Raw genomic sequence first — 20026 nt, 5'->3', positions numbered from 1 at the left:
AATCAACGTCTTAACGGTAATAAAGGCGACCAATGGTCTGTGCATAAGCTCTGTGGATAAGCGTACCTGAGGTCGTTGCACAAGTGGGGGAGAAAGTCTGTGGGTAACTGGCCTGTGGATAACATGCCATTCCACACACAGCTTATCCGACAGCGCAGCACAGGCAGAGCACCGTTTCTCCCCCGGGTTGTCATTCTCTGTACACCATGTGGAATATGGCCTCAAGCAAGTTATCCACAGATGAATGCCTACCTAGCTTTTATAAGCTTTACAGAAAAGCTTTAAATAACTTCCTTCTTTATTCTTATATCTATGCCATGACATACGGAAGCCAAGCGAACAGAAAAGCCCCGATGAGCTGTGGAGATCTAATTAAAGGAAAAGCTGGTTGGAAATTGACCTAGAGGCTTGCTTTCACTAGAATCGCCGGTCTCTTAAAACGGGGGCCATTCCGGCCCGTTGTGGACGAACCAGGTAACAACGCCATGAAACGTACTTTCCAACCAAGCACCATCAAACGCGCCCGCACCCACGGCTTCCGTGCTCGCATGGCTACCAAGAACGGCCGTGCTGTCCTGTCGCGTCGTCGCGCCAAAGGTCGTGCGCGTCTGGCAGTTTGATAATCCGGTACTGGTGGTGAGTCAGGACTTCAGTCGGGAAAAGCGTCTGCTAACCCCCCGGCATTTCAAGGCAGTCTTTGACTCCCCCACCGGCAAGGTTCCGGGGAAAAATCTCCTGCTCCTTGCGCGTAACAACGATCTGGATCACCCCCGACTCGGGTTGGTGATCGGCAAGAAGAGCGTAAAGCTCTCCGTTGAGCGCAATCGCCTCAAGCGTCTGATGCGCGAATCGTTTCGCCTCCACCAGGACACTCTGGTTGGTTGGGATATTGTTATCGTCGCGCGCAAAGGCTTGGGGGACGTAGAAAACCCCGAATTGATTCAGCATTTCGGCAAGCTCTGGAAACGGTTGGCGCGTACCCACAAGCCAGCACCAGCAGTCAGCACCGAAACTGTAGGGGTAGACAGCCTTGATGCGTAAACTGGCCCTCGTTCCGATCCAGTTTTATCGCTATGCCATTAGTCCTCTGATGGCCAACCACTGTCGTTTCTACCCCAGTTGTTCCTGCTACGCGTTAGAGGCCATAGAAAACCATGGTCTTCTGCGCGGTGGCTGGCTGACCTTTCGTCGTTTAGGTCGCTGTCATCCGTGGAATCCCGGTGGTTATGACCCGGTTCCACCTATCCCTACCTCCCGTTCTTCTTCGATGGCCGAGTAATCATGGATATTAAACGCACGATCCTGATCGTCGCCCTGGCAATCGTGTCCTACGTCATGGTTCTTCAGTGGAACCAGGACTATGGCCAGGCTGCCCTGCCGACTCAGAATGTTGCTACCAACCAGGCTGCGCCGGCTATTCCGGACACCCCGCTGGGTAACAATGCGTCCGCGAGTGCCGATGTTCCCAGCGCGAATGGCGAGACAAGCGCCCCTTTAGAAACGCCAGTGGTCACCAACAAAGACCTCATCCACGTCAAAACGGATGTGCTCGACCTGGCTATCGACCCACAAGGTGGTGATATCGCGCAGTTGAAACTGCCGCTGTATCCACGTCGCCAAGACCATCCGGATGTTCCGTTCCAACTGTTCGATAACGGTGGTGAGCGTACTTATCTGGCGCAAAGCGGCCTGACCGGCACCAATGGTCCGGATGCACGTGCTACCGGTCGTCCGATTTACTCGACCGAGCAGAAGACTTATCAACTGGCTGATGGCCAGAACCAGTTGAACGTCGACCTGAAATTCAGTCTCGACGGCGTCAACTACATCAAGCGCTTCAGCTTCACCCGTGGTTTGTATGACTTGAAGGTCACTTACCTGATCGACAACGAAAGCGACAAACCGTGGAGCGGCAACCTGTTTGCCCAACTCAAGCGTGACGCCAGCTCCGATCCTTCTTCCAGCACGGCCACCGGCACCGCGACTTACCTGGGCGCCGCCCTGTGGACAAGTAGCGAGCCGTACAAAAAAGTGTCGATGAAAGATATCGACAAAGGCTCCCTGAAAGAAACCGTCCAAGGTGGCTGGGTTGCCTGGCTGCAACACTACTTCGTGACCGCCTGGATCCCGAACAAGGGTGAAGCCAACCTGGTCCAAACCCGCAAGGACAGCCAAGGTAACTACATCATTGGCTTTACCGGCCCGGCGTTGACCGTCGCGCCTGGTGCCAAGGCTGAAACCAGCGCAACCCTGTACGCCGGCCCGAAAAGCCAGGCTGTGCTGAAAGAGTTGTCCCCAGGTCTTGAGCTGACTGTGGATTACGGCTTCCTGTGGTTCATCGCCCAGCCGATTTTCTGGTTGTTGCAACATATCCACAGCATTGTGGGCAACTGGGGCTTCTCGATCATCTTCCTGACCATGCTGATCAAGGGGATCTTCTTCCCGCTGTCGGCAGCCAGCTACAAGTCGATGGCGCGCATGCGTGCCGTGGCTCCGAAACTGGCGGCGCTGAAAGAACAACATGGCGATGACCGGCAGAAAATGTCGCAGGCCATGATGGAGCTGTACAAGAAAGAGAAGATCAACCCGCTGGGTGGATGCTTGCCGATTCTGGTGCAGATGCCGGTGTTCCTGTCGCTGTACTGGGTACTCCTGGAAAGCGTGGAAATGCGCCAGGCGCCGTTCATCCTGTGGATAACGGACCTGTCGATCAAAGACCCGTTCTTTATCCTGCCGATCATCATGGGCGCGACCATGTTTATCCAGCAGCGCCTGAACCCGACTCCGCCGGATCCGATGCAGGCCAAGGTGATGAAAATGATGCCAATCATCTTCACCTTCTTCTTCCTGTGGTTCCCAGCTGGTCTGGTGCTGTACTGGGTGGTCAACAACGTGTTGTCGATCTCTCAACAGTGGTACATCACACGTAAGATCGAAGCGGCTACCGCAAAAGCCTCTGCGTAACTTACTCTGTGGATAACCACTCAAGACGCCCCCTAGTGGGGCGTTTTGCTTTCTGTCACTTTTGGTCTGGAAACTGTTGATGAGCGCTCCTCGTGAAACCATCGCTGCTGTCGCTACCGCTCAAGGTCGCGGCGGTGTCGGCATCGTTAGAATTTCGGGGCCGCTTGCGGGTGTGGCGGCCAAGGCCATCAGTGGCCGTGAGTTGAAGCCGCGTTATGCACATTACGGCCAGTTCCTGGATGCTGACGGCGGCGTGCTGGACGAAGGATTGGCGCTCTATTTCCCTGGGCCGAACTCATTCACCGGGGAAGATGTGCTGGAGTTGCAGGGACACGGTGGCCCGGTTGTGTTGGATATGTTGCTGCAGCGCTGCCTGCAATTGGGCTGCCGCCTCGCACGTCCAGGGGAATTCAGCGAGCGGGCGTTCCTGAACGACAAGCTGGATCTGGCCCAGGCCGAAGCAATTGCCGACCTGATTGAAGCCAGTTCTGCACAAGCCGCACGTAATGCATTGCGCTCCCTGCAGGGTGCGTTTTCCCTGCGTGTGCATAACTTGACCGAGCAACTGATCAGCCTGCGTATCTACGTCGAGGCGGCGATTGATTTTCCGGAAGAAGAAATCGACTTTCTCGCCGATGGCCACGTATTGGCGATACTGGATAAAGTCCGCGAGGAGTTATCCACAGTGCTGCGGGAAGCCGGGCAGGGTGCCTTGCTGCGAGACGGCATGACCGTCGTGATCGCGGGGCGGCCCAATGCGGGGAAATCCAGCTTGCTCAATGCCCTGGCGGGCCGTGAAGCCGCCATCGTCACTGAGATTGCCGGCACCACACGGGACATCCTGCGCGAACATATCCACATCGACGGCATGCCGCTGCACGTTGTAGACACCGCCGGTTTGCGCGACACCGACGACCAGGTGGAAAAGATCGGTGTGGAACGCGCGCTCAAAGCCATCGGCGAGGCGGATCGGGTATTGCTGGTGGTGGACGCTACGGCGCCCGAGGCTGTGGAACCTTTCGCGCTGTGGCCGGAATTCCTTGAGCACCGTCCGGACCCGGCCAAGATCACCCTGATTCGCAACAAAGCTGACTTGACCGGAGAAGCCATTGCGCTGGAAACCTGCACGGATGGCCACGTCACGATCAGCCTGAGTGCGAAGTCGGCCGGTGAAGGCCTGGAACTGCTGCGCGAGCATCTCAAGGCCTGCATGGGCTACGAGCAGACCTCGGAAAGCAGCTTCAGTGCGCGCCGCAGGCACCTGGAGGCGTTGCGCCATGCGAGCGCAGCGTTGGAGCACGGGCGGGCGCAGTTGACCCTGGCGGGGGCTGGGGAGCTGCTGGCGGAAGATTTGCGTCAGGCGCAGCAGCTGTTAGGCGAAATCACCGGCGCGTTCAGCTCCGATGATTTGTTGGGGCGGATCTTTTCCAGCTTCTGCATCGGTAAATAACCGAGTTATCCACAGCGTCCTACCAGTTGTAAGACACCGTACCGAGCAGGGTACGGCTGTCACCCCAATAGCAGCGGCCCGCATCGTTGCAACCAGATACATATTCCTTGTCGAACAGGTTCTTGGCATTTACATCCACAGACCAGTGTTTGTCGATCTGATAGCCAACGGCTGCGTCCACCAAGGTGACGCTTCCCGCATCCAATTTTCCGTAAAGCGTGGGTGCGGTGTAGGAAAAGGTACTGTCGAAATAACGCACACCACCTCCCAGGGACAAGCCCTTGAGTTGGCCATCGAGGAAGCGGTACTTGCCCCACACTGAGGCCTGGTTACGCGGAACCCCGGTCATCTGGTGGCCCTCGACCAACGATGTCGCCGAATCCTTGGTAATCCTCGCGTCAGTGTAGGTATAGGCTGCGGTGACATTCAGGTTAGGCGTGAGGTTGCTGTTGACCTCTACCTCAGCGCCCTTGGCCCGGCTTTCGCCCACTTGGCGATAGCTATTGGTGGTGGCATCGAGATAAGTGTCGTCTTCCTTGCGCAAGTCATACACCGATACCGTCATCGCCGTATCCCAGCCGATCGGCTCGTACTTCACGCCCACTTCGTACTGGCTGCTGGTGATCGGTTTCAAGGGCGAGCCAGCGTTGGAGATCTGCTGCACGGGGACAAAGGCAGTGGAGTAGCTGACATACGGCGTCAGGCCGTTGTCGAACTGGTACATCACCCCGCCCTGGTAGGTGAACTTGCGGTCATCGGAGCCGGTGTTGCTGGCCTTGTTGACCTTGTCGCGGAAATCGCTGTCGACCCAGTCCTGACGGCCGCCTAGCAGGAAAAGCCAGTGGTCGTACTTGCTCTGGATCTGTGCATAAACGCCTTTCATCTGCTGTTCGAGCAGCGTGTTTTGCACCGCCACCGGCGTCAGCGGGTCACGCAGGTACACCGGGTTATACACATTGATGGTGCCGGCAAACCCCGCGTCCCAATCCTGACTGAACGAAGTGCGGTCATAGCTGGCACCGAACAGCACCGTGTTTTCCAGGCCGCCGATCTGGAATTTGCCTTCCAGCTGGTTATCCAGCGAATAGACCATCGACTTGTTGTAGCGGTCATAAGCGGTCATGTTCAACTGAGTCCCGAAGCCGCGATTGTTCAGCGCGCTGGGCCAGGTTTCATGGCGGTTGATGCGAGACTGCATGTAGCGCGAGTTCTGACGGAACTGCCAGTCGTCGTTGAAGCTGTGGCTGAATTCGTAACCGGTACTCCAGGCTTCGCGTTCAAACGTATTCCAATCCGGGTCGCCGAGCATAGTGTGCTTGGAGAGCTTGCCATTAGGGTTTGTAAGTAAGGTGCCGGCAGCCGGTAGGCCGAGTTCCAAATTAGTGTGGTCTTTCTGGTAATTGGCCAACAGGGTGAGGGTGTTGTAGTCGTCGAAATTCAGGGTCAGTGATGGCGCGATGTACAGGCGATCGTCTGGCACATGGTCGGTCTGCGTATCGGATTTGCGACCGAGCATCACAACCCGACCAAGGATATTGCCGCTGTCATTGAGCGGCCCGGAGATATCCACACCCAACTGGCGCCGATTATTCGAGCCGTAACCCAACTGCACTTCACCTTGCGGCGTAGCAGTAGGGTGTTTGCTCACCAGGTTCACCAGACCGCCAGGAGCATTTTCGCCGTAGAGCAGCGAAGAAGGACCACGGAAGATTTCGACCCGCTCCAGGCCATAGGGCTCACTGGTAGTGTCGTACCGATTACCTTGTACGCGCAGGCCATCGCGCAGCAGGCCGTAGCCGTAGTCCGTAGCATTGAAACCGCGAATGAAGAACAGATCGCCCGCCAGTCCATCACCGGCGGCAAAGGGTGGTGCAAAGATACCGGGCACGTAGCCCAACACTTCGGTCAGGGTTTGCGACTTCTGGTCCTTGATGCGCTGGCCGGTGACGACCGATACCGAACGTGGTGTTTCCGACAGCGGAGTGCTGGTCTTGGTGCCAATCCTACTGTTCTGCGCCTTGTAGCCCACATCTCCAGCGATCTCCTGATTGAAACCGCCCTGTTGATAAGTGCTGACCGTGGTGGGCGCGAGCGTGAGTTCGCCGGTGGAAGCGGCCTGCAGGACATAACTGCCAGGCGCCTGGACTACCGCCTGTAAACCAGAGTTTTGCAGCAGCAGCGCAAAACCCTGGTCCACGGAGTAGTCACCGTCCAGCCCAGCTGTGTTTAAACGCGTGGTTTGTTGAGGTGAAAAAGACAGGATCACATTCGCCTTGGCGGCAAATTGGCTCAAGGCGTTATCCAGGGGGCCGGCCGCAATGACGTAGTGTTGCACCGCGCTGGCGGCCAGGGCGCTTGTGGATAACACCACACCGACAGTGGCGGCCGTGCCGAGCAGCAGGCTGCACGTCATACCGTGATAGGAAAGTCGCTGGCGGAGTTTAGTGGGAACGCGCATAGGTGGTTAAGCCCTGAAGGTGGCATCGTGATTACCTGTAGGGCCGTGTCAGGAAAAAAAAAGATAACCCCGCGTGCTAATATTTTTTCGATCAACCGATTGGCTTCACCGAAACCCAATAGCGAGTGAAGTATTTCACCTGAATCGGCAGGGTGGCCTGCAGATTGGCCAGCACCGCATCGGTGGAATCCAGGCGAAAAGTCCCGGAAACACGCAGATGTGCCGAGGCCAGGTCGCATTGCAGGACACCTGGGCGATAGCGGGCGAGCTCTTCGACAACATCACCGAGTCGTGCATCCAATACGATCAGTTGGCCATCGACCCAGGCTGCCTGGGATGTGCGGTAAACGGCGTTTGGCTGCACTTTTTGGCGATCGAAGTCTGCGCTTTCACCCGCACTGAGCAGCCGAGCCTGGTTGGGCTGGTCACCAGGTGCCACATTCACCCGATCCTCCAGAACGCCAACGCGGGTTGAGTCCTGCAACTGGCGCACGGTAAACCGAGTTCCCAAGGCCTGGATGCGGCCTTGGCGGGTTTCGACATAAAACGGCGTCTGTACGCCCCGCTTGGCGGTGTGGATAAGGACCTCACCTTCGCGCAGGCGGAGCAAACGCTGGCGCCCATCAAACAGCACATCAATCGCCGTGCCGGTATTCAGATCAATGCGCGTGCCGTCGGCCAATTCAATACGCCGGCGTTCACCTACGACCGTCCGATAATCGGCCCACACATTACCCAGAGACGTGTGTTGCTGAACATTCCAACCCAGGTACCCGGTGCCGCCCAGCACCAACATCCACTTGAGCACCTGGCGGCGTTGCTGTGTGGTCGACAATGCGCGGCGGGTGAAATCCGCAGGCAGGGCGCCGAGACTGCGCTGCAGTTGTTCCATCTGGTTCCACGCAGCCTGATGAGACGGGTCGCCGTTGAGCCATCTTTGCCAGGCTTGGCGCTCATCGGCGGTGGGTGTCTGGGATTGAAACTGTACGTACCAACTGGCAGCGGCCTCGAAGGTCTTGCGATCGGGCACCGCCATCACAGGCTGGCCATAATCAGCGCACATTCAGTCAACGCTCGGATCATGTGCTTCTTCACCGTAGTGAGTGAAACCTGAAGTTGATCGGCAATCTGTTGATAAGTCAGCCCCTCAATCTGTGACAGCATGAATATCCGCCGCGCTCGCTCGCCGAGTGCCGACAAAGCTTTATCCACGGCCACCAACGTCTCGATGATGATGGCTTTGTCTTCTTCACTGATGGTTATGGCTTCAGGCCGTTCGGCCAGGGTTTGTTTGTAGGCCTGTTCGATCGCGTGTCGACGGTAACGATCAATCACCAGGCCCCTGGCGATGGTCGCCAGGTAGTCACGCGGCTCAACGATCTGCGCCGCATGCCGCCCGCCCAGAATGCGCACGAACGTATCGTGCGCTACATCGGCCGCATCGCAGGCGTTATGCAACTTCCCTTTGAGCCAGCTATGCAACCAGGAGTGGTGCTGCTCGTAGATGTGCTGGACTGCAGCCATGTGTGAAGAAGAGGACATAGGGCATGACAAGGTAGGTTAATGATAATCGCTATTATTAACTGCCCCGCCGTTTTCTCACAACAGATCTCTTTTTGCTGTGCTCACCACCGAGTGGAAGGTTTCGGTTGGCGTTGTCGTGGACTGAATACAGACGGATTCACCGATTTCTGTGGATTAAGCTCTGTGAATAACCGCCCCTGTGCCCAGTTGATAACAGGCCCTGAAACCTGAGCAAAAACGCCTCTGTGGATAACAACCTGTTTAATCCACAGGCTTAAAGCACTTATCCAAGGGCCTCATTGGCACATGACCACAGACTTTTGAATCGTTGTACACACCGTAAATAAAGGCTTGTATGAATCTATCCACAGAAAGGTTGCTCAGTAGAAATAAACATAAAAACAAAGATTTAATAAATTTCTCTCTTTTAATTTCTATTGTCTGTGATTCATCCACAGCTGGTTAAATTTTGTGCAAAGGGTTCTTTAGGAAGGGCGAAGTCCCTATACTTGCCGCCAAAGCTCTAAAACTCTTTCAACAATCAATTCCTGATTACCTACATAAGCAGGCACGAGGTGCGTGGTGGATTTCCCTTCCCGTTTTGAAGTGATCGTCATCGGCGGCGGTCATGCCGGTACCGAGGCAGCACTGGCGTCAGCACGCATGGGCGTAAAAACCCTGTTGTTGACGCATAACGTGGAAACCCTCGGTGCCATGAGTTGCAACCCCGCCATCGGTGGGATCGGCAAAAGCCATCTGGTCAAGGAAATCGATGCCCTTGGCGGCGTGATGGCCATGGCTACCGATAAAGGTGGTATTCAATTTCGCGTGCTCAACAGCCGCAAAGGTCCGGCCGTACGGGCGACCCGGGCACAAGCCGACCGCATCCTGTACAAGGCCGCAGTGCGCGAAACCCTGGAAAACCAGCCGAACCTGTGGATATTTCAACAGGCAGCGGATGACCTGATCGTCGAACAGGATCAGGTACGCGGTGTAGTCACCCAAATGGGTCTGCGTTTCTTCGCAGAATCCGTGGTGTTGACCACAGGTACATTCCTCGGCGGACTTATCCACATCGGCATGCAGAACTATTCCGGCGGTCGTGCCGGTGATCCGCCGTCGATTGCGTTGGCGAAGCGCCTGCGTGAATTGCCGCTGCGCGTCGGCCGCCTGAAAACCGGGACCCCGCCGCGTATTGACGGGCGTTCCGTGGATTTCTCGGTGATGACCGAACAAGCCGGCGATACACCGATCCCGGTCATGTCGTTCATGGGTTCCAAGGAACAGCATCCGAAGCAGGTGAGCTGCTGGATCACCCATACCAATGCCCGCACCCACGAAATCATTGCCGCGAACCTCGACCGTTCGCCGATGTATTCCGGGGTGATCGAAGGCATTGGCCCGCGGTATTGCCCGTCGATCGAAGACAAGATCCACCGCTTTGCCGACAAGGAAAGCCACCAGGTCTTTATCGAGCCCGAAGGTTTGACCACTCACGAGCTGTACCCGAACGGGATCTCCACTTCGCTACCGTTCGACGTGCAAATCCAGATCGTGCAATCGATTCGCGGCATGGAAAACGCGCACATCGTGCGCCCGGGCTACGCCATCGAGTACGACTACTTCGACCCGCGTGACCTGAAGTACAGCCTGGAAACCAAAGTGATCGGCGGTTTGTTCTTTGCCGGGCAAATCAACGGCACCACCGGTTACGAAGAAGCCGGTGCCCAAGGTTTGCTGGCCGGAACCAACGCTGCATTGCGTGCCCAGGGTAAAGACAGCTGGTGCCCGCGTCGCGATGAGGCGTACATCGGTGTATTGGTCGATGACCTGATTACCCTGGGTACCCAGGAACCGTACCGGATGTTCACGTCCCGGGCGGAATATCGCCTGATCCTGCGCGAAGACAACGCCGACCTGCGTTTGACCGAAAAAGGTCGCGAACTGGGCCTGGTCGATGACGCACGCTGGGAAGCCTTCTGCAAAAAACGCGAAAGCATCGCGTTGGAAGAGCAGCGCCTGAAAAGCACCTGGGTCCGCCCGGACACCGAGCAGGGCGATGCGATTGCCGAAAAATTCGGCACGCCGCTGACCCACGAATACAACTTGCTGAACCTGCTGTCCCGTCCGGAAATCGACTACGCTGGTCTGGTCGAAGTGACCGGGCAGGGCGCTGAAGACCCACAGGTCGCCGAGCAGGTTGAAATCAAGACCAAATACGCCGGTTACATTGACCGCCAGCAGGACGAAATCGCCCGCCTGCGCGCCAGTGAAGACACCAAGCTGCCTGTGGATATCGACTACACCGGGATTTCCGGACTGTCGAAAGAAATCCAAAGCAAGCTGGGGATAACTCGGCCAGAGACCCTGGGCCAGGCTTCACGTATCCCCGGCGTCACCCCGGCAGCGATTTCGCTGTTGATGATTCATTTGAAAAAACGCGGCGCGGGCCGTCAGTTGGAGCAAAGCGCTTGAGTTCGTTGGTCACCTCGCAACATGCCGAAGAGTTATCCACAGGTGCACGCCAGTTGGGCGTCGACCTGACCCCGGCCCAGCACGAATTGCTGTTGGGCTACCTGGCCCTGTTGATCAAATGGAACAAGGCTTACAACCTGACCGCGGTGCGTGATCCCGACGAAATGGTGTCCCGTCACTTGCTCGACAGCTTGAGCGTGATGCCATTCATCGAAAACGGCCGCTGGTTGGACGTGGGCAGTGGCGGCGGCATGCCAGGCATTCCGTTAGCCATCCTGTTTCCCGAGTCCCAAGTGACCTGCCTGGACAGCAATGGCAAGAAAACCCGCTTCCTGACCCAGGTCAAACTCGAACTCAAGCTGGACAACCTGCACGTTATCCACAGTCGCGTTGAAGCCTTCACACCTGAACAGCCTTTTAACGGAATCGTTTCCCGGGCATTCAGCAGCATGGAGAACTTCAGCAACTGGACCCGCCACCTCGGCGACCGCGACACCCGCTGGCTGGCAATGAAGGGCGTCCATCCAAGCGATGAGCTGTTAGCATTGCCGGCAGACTTCCACCTCGATAGCGAACACGCCTTGGCCGTACCCGGTTGCCAAGGCCAACGCCATCTGCTGATACTGCGCCGCACGGCATGATTGGGAACACAAGCAAGAATGGCTAAGGTATTCGCGATAGCGAACCAGAAAGGTGGCGTGGGCAAAACCACCACCTGCATCAACCTCGCAGCATCCCTGGTCGCGACCAAGCGCCGGGTGCTGTTGATCGATCTCGATCCACAGGGCAACGCCACCATGGGGAGCGGTGTGGATAAACACGGCCTGGAAAACTCGGTCTACGACTTGCTGATTGGCGAGTGCGACCTGGCCCAGGCCATGCACTACTCTGAACATGGTGGTTATCAACTGCTGCCGGCCAACCGCGATTTGACTGCGGCGGAAGTGGTGCTGCTGGAAATGCAGATGAAAGAAAGCCGTCTGCGCAGCGCCCTGGCGCCGATCCGTGAGAATTACGACTACATCCTGATCGACTGCCCGCCGTCGCTTTCGATGCTGACATTGAACGCGCTGGTGGCTGCCGATGGGGTGATTATCCCCATGCAGTGCGAGTACTACGCGCTGGAAGGGTTGAGCGACCTTGTGGATAACATCAAGCGCATCGCCGAATTGCTCAACCCGAACCTGCAGATCGAAGGCTTGCTGCGGACCATGTTCGATCCGCGCCTGAGCCTGATGAACGATGTATCGGCGCAGCTCAAGGAGCACTTCGGTGACCAGCTGTACGACACGGTGATCCCGCGCAACATCCGTTTGGCCGAAGCCCCGAGCTACGGCATGCCGGCCCTGGCCTACGACAAACAATCCCGTGGTGCCATTGCCTACCTGGCGCTGGCCGGCGAGATGGTTCGTCGCCAACGCCGCAATTCACGCACTGCTGCAGCCCAGCCAACTTAAGGAATCCCCATGGCCGTCAAGAAACGAGGTCTCGGACGTGGACTGGATGCACTGTTGAGTGGTCCGACCGTCACATCGCTTGAAGAACAAGCGGTGCAGGCCGACGAGCGCGAGCTGCAACACCTGCCGCTGGACCTGATCCAGCGCGGCAAATACCAGCCACGCCGGGACATGGACCCCCAGGCGCTGGAAGAGCTGGCCAATTCGATCAAGGCCCAGGGCGTGATGCAGCCGATCGTGGTACGCCCGATCGGTGGCGGCCGCTTTGAAATCATTGCCGGTGAACGCCGTTGGCGCGCGAGCCAGCAGGCGGGCAAGGAAACCATTCCGGCAATGGTGCGCGATGTGCCGGATGAAACCGCCATCGCCATGGCGTTGATCGAGAATATCCAGCGCGAAGACCTCAACCCAATTGAAGAAGCCATCGCCCTGCAGCGTTTGCAGCAGGAATTCCAGCTGACCCAGCAACAAGTGGCCGAAGCGGTGGGTAAATCCCGTGTGACCGTGTCCAACTTGCTGCGCCTGATCGCGTTGCCGGAAGTCATCAAGACCATGTTGTCCCACGGCGACCTGGAAATGGGCCACGCCCGTGCACTGCTCGGTTTGCCGGAAAATCAACAGGTTGAAGGGGCGCGACACGTTGTCGCACGGGGGCTCACCGTTCGTCAGACCGAGGCCCTGGTTCGCCAATGGCTCAGCGGCAAACCTGCACCGGTCGAAACGGCCAAACCTGATCCGGATATCGCCCGTCTCGAGCAGCGCCTGGCCGAGCGCCTGGGCTCTGCGGTGCAAATTCGCCACGGGAAGAAAGGCAAAGGCCAATTGGTCATCGGATATAACTCCCTTGATGAGCTTCAGGGCGTCCTTGCCCACATCCGCTGAAACATTTGCTTATGTAGCGCGTGATCGGAAATCACTACCCGGCAGTTGAATAGGGGCAGAACCGCCCCTATACTCTGCGCGCATTTTGTCGGCACAAATTATGCCAAGTTATTGATTTCCGGCAGCCGACCATTGAGGAGCAAGAGTGATGGAAACCCGCACGCCAAACACGTTGCCGTTCCATCGCTTGGCCGTTTTTCCGGTTTTATTGGCTCAATTTGTCATCTTGCTGATCGCCGCATTGGCGCTTTGGTATTGGCATGGAGTCGTAGTCGGATATTCAGGACTCTGCGGAGGCCTGATAGCCTTGCTGCCCAATATGTATTTTGCTCACAGGGCCTTTCGGTTTTCCGGCGCCCGAGCAGCCCAGGCTATCGTCCGGTCATTTTATGCCGGCGAGGCGGGGAAACTGATTTTGACGGCAGTGCTGTTTGCACTGACCTTTGCAGGTGTGAAGCCATTGGCGCCGCTGGCTGTATTCGGCGTCTTCGTGTTGACCCAACTGGTCAGCTGGTTCGCTCCCCTGCTAATGAAAACAAGACTTTCGAAACCTTAGGGCGTTTGAGGCAACCATGGCAGAAACAACCGCTTCGGGCTATATCCAGCACCACTTGCAGAACCTGACCTTCGGTCAGCTTCCTAATGGCGGCTGGGGCTTTGCCCACTCCGCAGCAGAAGCCAAAGAAATGGGCTTCTGGGCTTTCCACCTGGATACTCTGGGCTGGTCGGTCGCATTGGGTCTGATCTTCGTCCTGATTTTCCGCATGGCGGCAAAGAAGGCGACTTCCGGTCAGCCAGGTGCTTTGCAGAACTTCGTTGAAGTACTGGTCGAATTCGTCGATGGCAGCGTGAAAGACAGCTTCCACGGCCGCAGCCCGGTGATTGCACCGCTGGCACTGACCATCTTCGTCTGGGTGTTCCTGATGAACGCCGTCGACCTGGTACCGGTCGACTGGATTCCTCAACTGGCCATCCTGATCTCCGGCGACCATCACATTCCATTCCGTGCGGTTTCCACCACGGACCCTAACGCCACCCTGGGCATGGCTCTGTCGGTGTTCGCGTTGATCATTTTCTACAGCATCAAGGTCAAGGGAATCGGCGGCTTCATCGGCGAACTGACCCTGCACCCGTTCGGCAGCAAGAACATCTTCGTTCAAGCCCTGCTGATCCCGGTGAACTTCCTGCTGGAATTCGTGACCCTGGTCGCCAAGCCGATCTCCCTGGCCCTGCGACTGTTCGGCAACATGTATGCCGGCGAGTTGGTGTTCATTCTGATCGCTGTGATGTTCGGCAGTGGTCTGCTCTGGCTTAGCGGCCTGGGCGTGGTTCTGCAGTGGGCGTGGGCTGTGTTCCACATCCTGATCATCACCCTGCAGGCCTTCATCTTCATGATGCTGACCATCGTCTACCTGTCGATGGCGCACGAAGAGAACCATTAAGACCAGTCTCGACTAGTCTGATGTCCTTCCCGGTGAAACGGGAAGGTAGGCCCTACCGGGCTATGAAACGATTTGTTTTACCGCTTTAAAATCTAAAAAACCTAAACCATACGACGTAAAAGTCGGGAGGAAAGATGGAAACTGTAGTTGGTCTAACCGCTATCGCTGTTGCACTGTTGATCGGCCTGGGCGCCCTGGGTACTGCCATTGGTTTCGGCCTGCTGGGCGGCAAATTCCTGGAAGGCGCAGCGCGTCAGCCAGAAATGGTCCCAATGCTGCAAGTTAAAATGTTCATCGTCGCCGGCCTGCTCGACGCCGTGACCATGATCGGCGTTGGTATCGCTCTGTTCTTCACCTTCGCGAACCCCTTCGTTGGTCAACTCGCTGGCTAATCACTCGAATTTTCGAGTTGATTGGAGTGATGGACAACGAATGAGCGAGGTGTTGGCGTGAACATTAATGCAACCCTGATTGGCCAATCCGTTGCGTTCTTCATTTTTGTAGTGTTTTGCATGAAGTTCGTGTGGCCTCCGGTCATCGCGGCTTTGCACGAACGTCAGAAGAAGATCGCTGATGGCTTGGACGCTGCCACCCGTGCAGCTCGCGACCTGGAGTTGGCCCAAGAGAAAGCGGGTCACCAACTGCGCGATGCTAAGGCACAGGCAGCTGAAATCATTGAGCAAGCCAAGAAACGCGGTAACCAGATCGTCGAAGAGGCTGTTGAAAAAGCCCGCGTCGAAGCTGACCGTGTGAAGGCTTCGGCTCATGCCGAGATCGAACAGGAACTGAACGGTGTCAAAGACGCGCTGCGTGCCCAACTGGGTGCTCTGGCGGTCGGCGGTGCTGAGAAGATCCTCGGTGCCACAATCGATCAAAACGCGCACGCGGAGCTGGTTAACAAACTGGCTGCTGAAATTTAAGCGAGGGCGATCATGGCAGAACTGACCACGTTGGCCCGACCTTACGCTAAGGCAGCCTTCGAGCACGCCCAGGCCCACCAGCAGCTGGCCTCTTGGTCAGCCATGCTCGGCCTGGCTGCAGCAGTGTCGCAAGACGACACCATGCAGCGCGTGCTCAAGGCCCCGCGCCTGACGAGCGCAGACAAGGCCGCCACTTTTATTGAAGTGTGCGGCGACAAGTTTGATGTGAAAGTGCAGAACTTCATTCACGTCGTTGCCGAAAACGACCGTCTCCCGCTGTTGCCGGAGATTGCCGCTCTGTTCGACCTGTACAAGGCCGAAGCAGAGAAATCGGTAGACGTTGAAGTGACCAGTGCTTTCGCATTGAACCAAGAACAGCAAGACAAACTCGCCAAGGTTCTCAGTGCACGACTCAATCGGGAAGTGCGCCTGCAAGCTTCGGAGGACGCATCCCTGATTGGTGGTGTTGTTATCCGTGCCGGCGACCTGGTTATCGATGGCTCGATTCGCGGAAAAATCGCGAAACTTGCCGAAGCATTGAAATCTTGAGTTTGAAGGGGCAGCAGAGCAATGCAGCAACTCAATCCTTCCGAAATAAGTGAAATTATCAAGGGCCGCATCGACAAGCTCGATGTGACCTCCCAAGCCCGTAACGAAGGCACTGTCGTCAGCGTATCTGACGGCATCGTGCGGATTCACGGTCTGGCCGACGTCATGTACGGCGAGATGATCGAGTTTCCGGGCGGCGTCTACGGTATGGCCCTCAACCTGGAGCAAGACTCCGTAGGTGCCGTTGTATTGGGCGCGTACACCAGTCTGGCTGAAGGCATGAGCGCCAAGTGCACAGGCCGCATCCTGGAAGTTCCGGTTGGTAAGGAACTGCTGGGTCGCGTAGTCGACGCACTGGGTAACCCTGTTGACGGTAAAGGTCCACTGGGCAACACCGAGACCGACGCGGTCGAGAAAGTTGCTCCAGGCGTGATCTGGCGTAAGTCAGTAGACCAGCCTGTACAGACTGGCTACAAGGCTGTCGATGCCATGATCCCAGTCGGCCGTGGCCAGCGTGAGCTGATCATCGGTGACCGTCAGATCGGTAAAACCGCTCTGGCGATCGACGCGATCATCAACCAGAAGAACAGCGGCATTTTCTGCGTCTACGTCGCTATCGGTCAGAAGCAATCGACCATCGCCAACGTGGTTCGCAAGCTGGAAGAAAACGGCGCCCTGGCCAACACGATCATCGTGGCTGCCAGTGCTTCGGAGTCTCCTGCGCTGCAATTCCTGGCACCGTACTCCGGTTGCACCATGGGTGAATTCTTCCGCGACCGCGGTGAAGACGCGCTGATCGTTTATGACGATCTGTCCAAGCAAGCAGTGGCTTACCGCCAGATTTCCCTGCTGCTGCGCCGTCCACCAGGCCGTGAAGCTTACCCAGGCGACGTGTTCTATCTCCACTCCCGTCTGCTGGAGCGCGCATCCCGCGTTTCGGAAGAGTACGTAGAGAAGTTCACCAACGGCGCAGTGACCGGCAAAACCGGTTCCCTGACCGCACTGCCGATCATCGAAACCCAGGCTGGCGACGTTTCCGCGTTCGTTCCGACCAACGTGATTTCCATCACCGACGGTCAGATCTTCCTGGAATCGGCCATGTTCAACTCGGGCATCCGCCCTGCAGTGAACGCCGGTGTTTCGGTATCCCGTGTGGGTGGTGCCGCTCAGACCAAGATCATCAAGAAGCTGTCCGGTGGTATCCGTACCGCTCTGGCTCAGTACCGTGAACTGGCGGCATTCGCCCAGTTCGCTTCTGACCTGGACGAAGCGACCCGTAAGCAACTTGAGCATGGTCAGCGCGTTACCGAGCTGATGAAGCAGAAGCAATACGCCCCAATGTCGATCGCTGACATGGCGTTGTCGCTGTATGCCGCTGAGCGTGGGTTCCTGACCGACGTTGAAATCGCCAAGGTCGGCAGCTTTGAACAAGCGCTGATTGCTTACTTCAACCGCGATCACGCCGAATTGATGGCGAAGATCAACGTGAAGGGTGACTTCAATGACGATATCGACGCTGGCATGAAAGCCGGTATCGAGAAGTTCAAGGCCACCCAAACCTGGTAAGCCGCAGCGGGAGCCGCAAGGCTCCCGCTTGCTAACCTGATAGGTGTTACATGGCAGGCGCAAAAGAGATTCGCAGTAAGATTGCGAGCATCAAAAGCACGCAAAAAATTACCAGCGCCATGGAAAAAGTGGCGGTCAGCAAAATGCGCAAGGCACAAATGCGCATGGCTGCTAGCCGTCCTTATGCGGAGCGTATCCGCCAGGTAATTGGGCATCTGGCCAACGCCAACCCGGAATACCGCCACCCGTTCATGATCGACCGCGCAGTCAAGCGTGTGGGTTATGTGGTTGTGAGCAGTGACCGTGGTTTGTGCGGTGGTCTGAATACCAACCTGTTCAAGGCCCTGGTCAAGGACATGGCGGTAAACCGCGAAAACGGCGTCGAGATCGATCTGTGTGTCGTTGGTAGCAAGGGTGCGGCCTTTTTCCGTAACTTCGGCGGTAACGTCGTTGCAGCTATCAGCCACCTGGGTGAAGAGCCGTCGATCAATGATTTGATCGGCAGTGTGAAGGTGATGCTGGATGCGTACCTGGAAGGCCGGATTGACCGCCTGTCCGTGGTATCCAACAAGTTCATCAACACCATGACCCAGCAGCCAACCGTGGAGCAGTTGATTCCACTGGTGGCGACTCCGGATCAGGAACTCAAGCACCACTGGGACTACCTCTACGAACCAGACGCCAAAGAGCTGCTTGACGGCTTGATGGTGCGCTACGTGGAGTCGCAGGTGTACCAGGCGGTGGTCGAGAACAACGCAGCTGAACAAGCGGCGCGGATGATCGCGATGAAAAACGCTACCGATAACGCCGGTGATCTGATCAGCGATTTGCAGCTGATCTACAACAAGGCGCGTCAGGCTGCGATCACCCAAGAGATCTCGGAAATCGTCGGCGGCGCTGCCGCGGTTTAACGGTTCAAATATTCAGAGGATCCAGCTATGAGTAGCGGACGTATCGTTCAAATCATCGGCGCCGTTATCGACGTGGAATTTCCACGCGACAGCGTACCGAGCATCTACAACGCGCTGAAAGTACAAGGCGCGGAAACTACTCTGGAAGTTCAGCAGCAGCTGGGCGACGGCGTAGTTCGTACCATTGCGATGGGTTCCACCGAAGGCTTGAAGCGCGGTCTGGACGTTGTCGACACTGGCGCTGCCATCTCCGTACCGGTCGGTAAAGCGACCCTGGGCCGGATCATGGACGTACTGGGCAACCCGATTGACGAAGCTGGCCCGATCGACACCGAAGAGCGCTGGGGCATTCACCGTCCAGCACCTTCGTTCGCCGAACAAGCTGGCGGCAACGACCTGCTGGAAACCGGCATCAAGGTTATCGACTTGGTCTGCCCGTTCGCCAAGGGCGGTAAAGTCGGTCTGTTCGGTGGTGCCGGTGTAGGCAAGACCGTAAACATGATGGAACTGATCCGTAACATCGCCATCGAGCACAGCGGTTATTCCGTGTTCGCCGGTGTGGGTGAGCGTACTCGTGAGGGTAACGACTTCTACCACGAGATGAAGGACTCCAACGTTCTGGACAAAGTGGCACTGGTTTACGGTCAGATGAACGAGCCGCCGGGAAACCGTCTGCGCGTAGCACTGACTGGCCTGACCATGGCCGAGAAGTTCCGTGACGAAGGTAACGACGTTCTGCTGTTCGTCGACAACATCTACCGTTACACCCTGGCCGGTACTGAAGTATCCGCACTGCTGGGCCGTATGCCTTCGGCAGTAGGTTACCAGCCGACCCTGGCTGAAGAGATGGGCGTTCTGCAAGAACGTATCACTTCGACCAAGGAAGGTTCGATCACTTCGATCCAAGCGGTATACGTACCTGCGGATGACTTGACCGACCCGTCGCCAGCGACCACCTTTGCCCACTTGGACGCCACCGTCGTACTGTCCCGTGACATCGCTTCCCTGGGTATCTACCCAGCGGTCGATCCACTCGACTCGACTTCGCGCCAGCTGGACCCGAACGTGATCGGCCAGGAGCATTACGACACCGCTCGCGGCGTTCAGTACGTGCTGCAGCGTTACAAAGAACTGAAGGACATCATTGCGATCCTGGGTATGGACGAGCTGTCGGAAACCGACAAGCAGTTGGTATCCCGCGCTCGTAAGATCCAGCGCTTCTTGTCGCAGCCGTTCTTCGTGGCTGAAGTCTTCACCGGTGCATCGGGTAAATACGTTTCCCTGAAAGACACCATTGCTGGCTTCAAAGGCATCCTCAACGGTGACTACGACCACCTGCCAGAACAAGCGTTCTACATGGTCGGCGGCATCGAAGAAGCGATCGAGAAAGCCAAGAAACTGTAATCCAGGCGCCCGGAAACGGGCGCT

General features: G+C 56.9%; 20 protein-coding genes. 17 read left to right on the top strand and 3 right to left on the bottom strand.

The window, feature by feature from the left end:
- Positions 1-485 precede the first annotated feature (485 nt).
- From rpmH to mnmE, 5 genes are all read left to right on the top strand, one after another.
- Positions 486-620: a 50S ribosomal protein L34 gene (gene rpmH, locus ACZ445_RS30295; RefSeq protein WP_003213577.1), complete on the top strand. Its 135-nt coding sequence runs from the start codon at positions 486-488 to the stop codon at positions 618-620.
- Positions 621-633: 13 nt separating this feature from the next.
- The gene (gene rnpA / locus ACZ445_RS30290) at positions 634-1041 is read left to right on the top strand and encodes a ribonuclease P protein component (RefSeq protein WP_020302575.1); all 408 of its coding nucleotides are present in this window, start codon (positions 634-636) and stop codon (positions 1039-1041) included.
- A complete protein-coding gene (yidD, locus tag ACZ445_RS30285) occupies positions 1034-1279 on the top strand; it encodes a membrane protein insertion efficiency factor YidD (protein WP_003213574.1) in 246 nt (81 codons plus the stop codon). The genes rnpA and yidD overlap by 8 nt, the downstream gene beginning before the upstream one ends.
- Positions 1280-1281: 2 nt before the next feature.
- Positions 1282-2964, top strand: coding sequence for a membrane protein insertase YidC (yidC, locus tag ACZ445_RS30280; protein ID WP_058424366.1), 1683 nt, complete (start codon positions 1282-1284; stop codon positions 2962-2964).
- A 79-nt stretch (positions 2965-3043) separates the two neighbouring features.
- On the top strand, positions 3044-4414 hold the full coding sequence (gene mnmE, locus ACZ445_RS30275) for a tRNA uridine-5-carboxymethylaminomethyl(34) synthesis GTPase MnmE (RefSeq protein ID WP_464707873.1): 1371 nt from the start codon (positions 3044-3046) through the stop codon (positions 4412-4414).
- Between the two features lie 19 nt (positions 4415-4433).
- Here mnmE and ACZ445_RS30270 read toward each other — a convergent pair whose 3' ends face one another.
- The 3 genes from ACZ445_RS30270 to ACZ445_RS30260 form a co-directional block, all read right to left on the bottom strand.
- Positions 4434-6872: a TonB-dependent siderophore receptor gene (locus tag ACZ445_RS30270; RefSeq protein WP_058424364.1), complete on the bottom strand. Its 2439-nt coding sequence runs from the start codon at positions 6870-6872 to the stop codon at positions 4434-4436.
- A gap of 91 nt (positions 6873-6963) precedes the next feature.
- Positions 6964-7908, bottom strand: a complete 945-nt coding sequence (locus ACZ445_RS30265) for a FecR domain-containing protein (RefSeq protein ID WP_058424363.1) — start codon at positions 7906-7908, stop codon at positions 6964-6966.
- Complete coding sequence (locus tag ACZ445_RS30260; RefSeq protein ID WP_058424362.1) at positions 7908-8414, bottom strand: sigma-70 family RNA polymerase sigma factor; 507 nt, start codon at positions 8412-8414, stop codon at positions 7908-7910. The genes ACZ445_RS30265 and ACZ445_RS30260 overlap by 1 nt, the downstream gene beginning before the upstream one ends.
- 564 nt (positions 8415-8978) lie before the next feature.
- Here ACZ445_RS30260 and mnmG point away from each other — a divergent pair.
- The 12 genes from mnmG to atpD all read left to right on the top strand — a co-directional run bounded on the left by mnmG (position 8979) and on the right by atpD (position 20002).
- Positions 8979-10871 (top strand): tRNA uridine-5-carboxymethylaminomethyl(34) synthesis enzyme MnmG, encoded by a 1893-nt coding sequence (gene mnmG / locus ACZ445_RS30255; RefSeq protein ID WP_058424466.1) that lies wholly within the window; start codon positions 8979-8981, stop codon positions 10869-10871.
- Entirely contained in the window at positions 10868-11512 is a 645-nt protein-coding gene (rsmG, locus tag ACZ445_RS30250; protein WP_017736234.1) for a 16S rRNA (guanine(527)-N(7))-methyltransferase RsmG, read from the top strand. Before mnmG ends, rsmG begins: the two co-directional genes overlap by 4 nt.
- An 18-nt stretch (positions 11513-11530) precedes the next feature.
- On the top strand, positions 11531-12328 hold the full coding sequence (locus ACZ445_RS30245; protein WP_010207696.1) for a ParA family protein: 798 nt from the start codon (positions 11531-11533) through the stop codon (positions 12326-12328).
- Between the two features lie 9 nt (positions 12329-12337).
- Positions 12338-13210 (top strand): ParB/RepB/Spo0J family partition protein, encoded by an 873-nt coding sequence (locus ACZ445_RS30240; protein WP_016970690.1) that lies wholly within the window; start codon positions 12338-12340, stop codon positions 13208-13210.
- Positions 13211-13358: 148 nt separating this feature from the next.
- On the top strand, positions 13359-13766 hold the full coding sequence (locus ACZ445_RS30235; RefSeq protein ID WP_058424361.1) for a F0F1 ATP synthase subunit I: 408 nt from the start codon (positions 13359-13361) through the stop codon (positions 13764-13766).
- A 16-nt stretch (positions 13767-13782) separates the two neighbouring features.
- Positions 13783-14652, top strand: coding sequence for a F0F1 ATP synthase subunit A (gene atpB / locus ACZ445_RS30230; RefSeq protein ID WP_058424360.1), 870 nt, complete (start codon positions 13783-13785; stop codon positions 14650-14652).
- Between the two features lie 134 nt (positions 14653-14786).
- Complete coding sequence (gene atpE, locus ACZ445_RS30225; RefSeq protein WP_002555987.1) at positions 14787-15044, top strand: F0F1 ATP synthase subunit C; 258 nt, start codon at positions 14787-14789, stop codon at positions 15042-15044.
- Between the two features lie 57 nt (positions 15045-15101).
- Positions 15102-15572, top strand: coding sequence for a F0F1 ATP synthase subunit B (locus ACZ445_RS30220; protein WP_058424359.1), 471 nt, complete (start codon positions 15102-15104; stop codon positions 15570-15572).
- Positions 15573-15584: 12 nt separating this feature from the next.
- Positions 15585-16121, top strand: a complete 537-nt coding sequence (locus ACZ445_RS30215) for a F0F1 ATP synthase subunit delta (RefSeq protein ID WP_015886646.1) — start codon at positions 15585-15587, stop codon at positions 16119-16121.
- A 21-nt stretch (positions 16122-16142) separates the two neighbouring features.
- A complete protein-coding gene (gene atpA / locus ACZ445_RS30210) occupies positions 16143-17687 on the top strand; it encodes a F0F1 ATP synthase subunit alpha (protein WP_003177064.1) in 1545 nt (514 codons plus the stop codon).
- Between the two features lie 50 nt (positions 17688-17737).
- Positions 17738-18598: a F0F1 ATP synthase subunit gamma gene (gene atpG, locus ACZ445_RS30205; RefSeq protein ID WP_003233565.1), complete on the top strand. Its 861-nt coding sequence runs from the start codon at positions 17738-17740 to the stop codon at positions 18596-18598.
- 27 nt (positions 18599-18625) lie between these two features.
- Positions 18626-20002 (top strand): F0F1 ATP synthase subunit beta, encoded by a 1377-nt coding sequence (atpD, locus tag ACZ445_RS30200; RefSeq protein ID WP_015886645.1) that lies wholly within the window; start codon positions 18626-18628, stop codon positions 20000-20002.
- The last annotated feature ends 24 nt before the right edge of the window (positions 20003-20026 follow it).

This window comes from Pseudomonas allii (assembly GCF_055380095.1).
The sequence above is the reverse complement of the archived record's forward strand: the minus strand, read 5'-3'. Positions and strand labels throughout refer to the sequence as shown.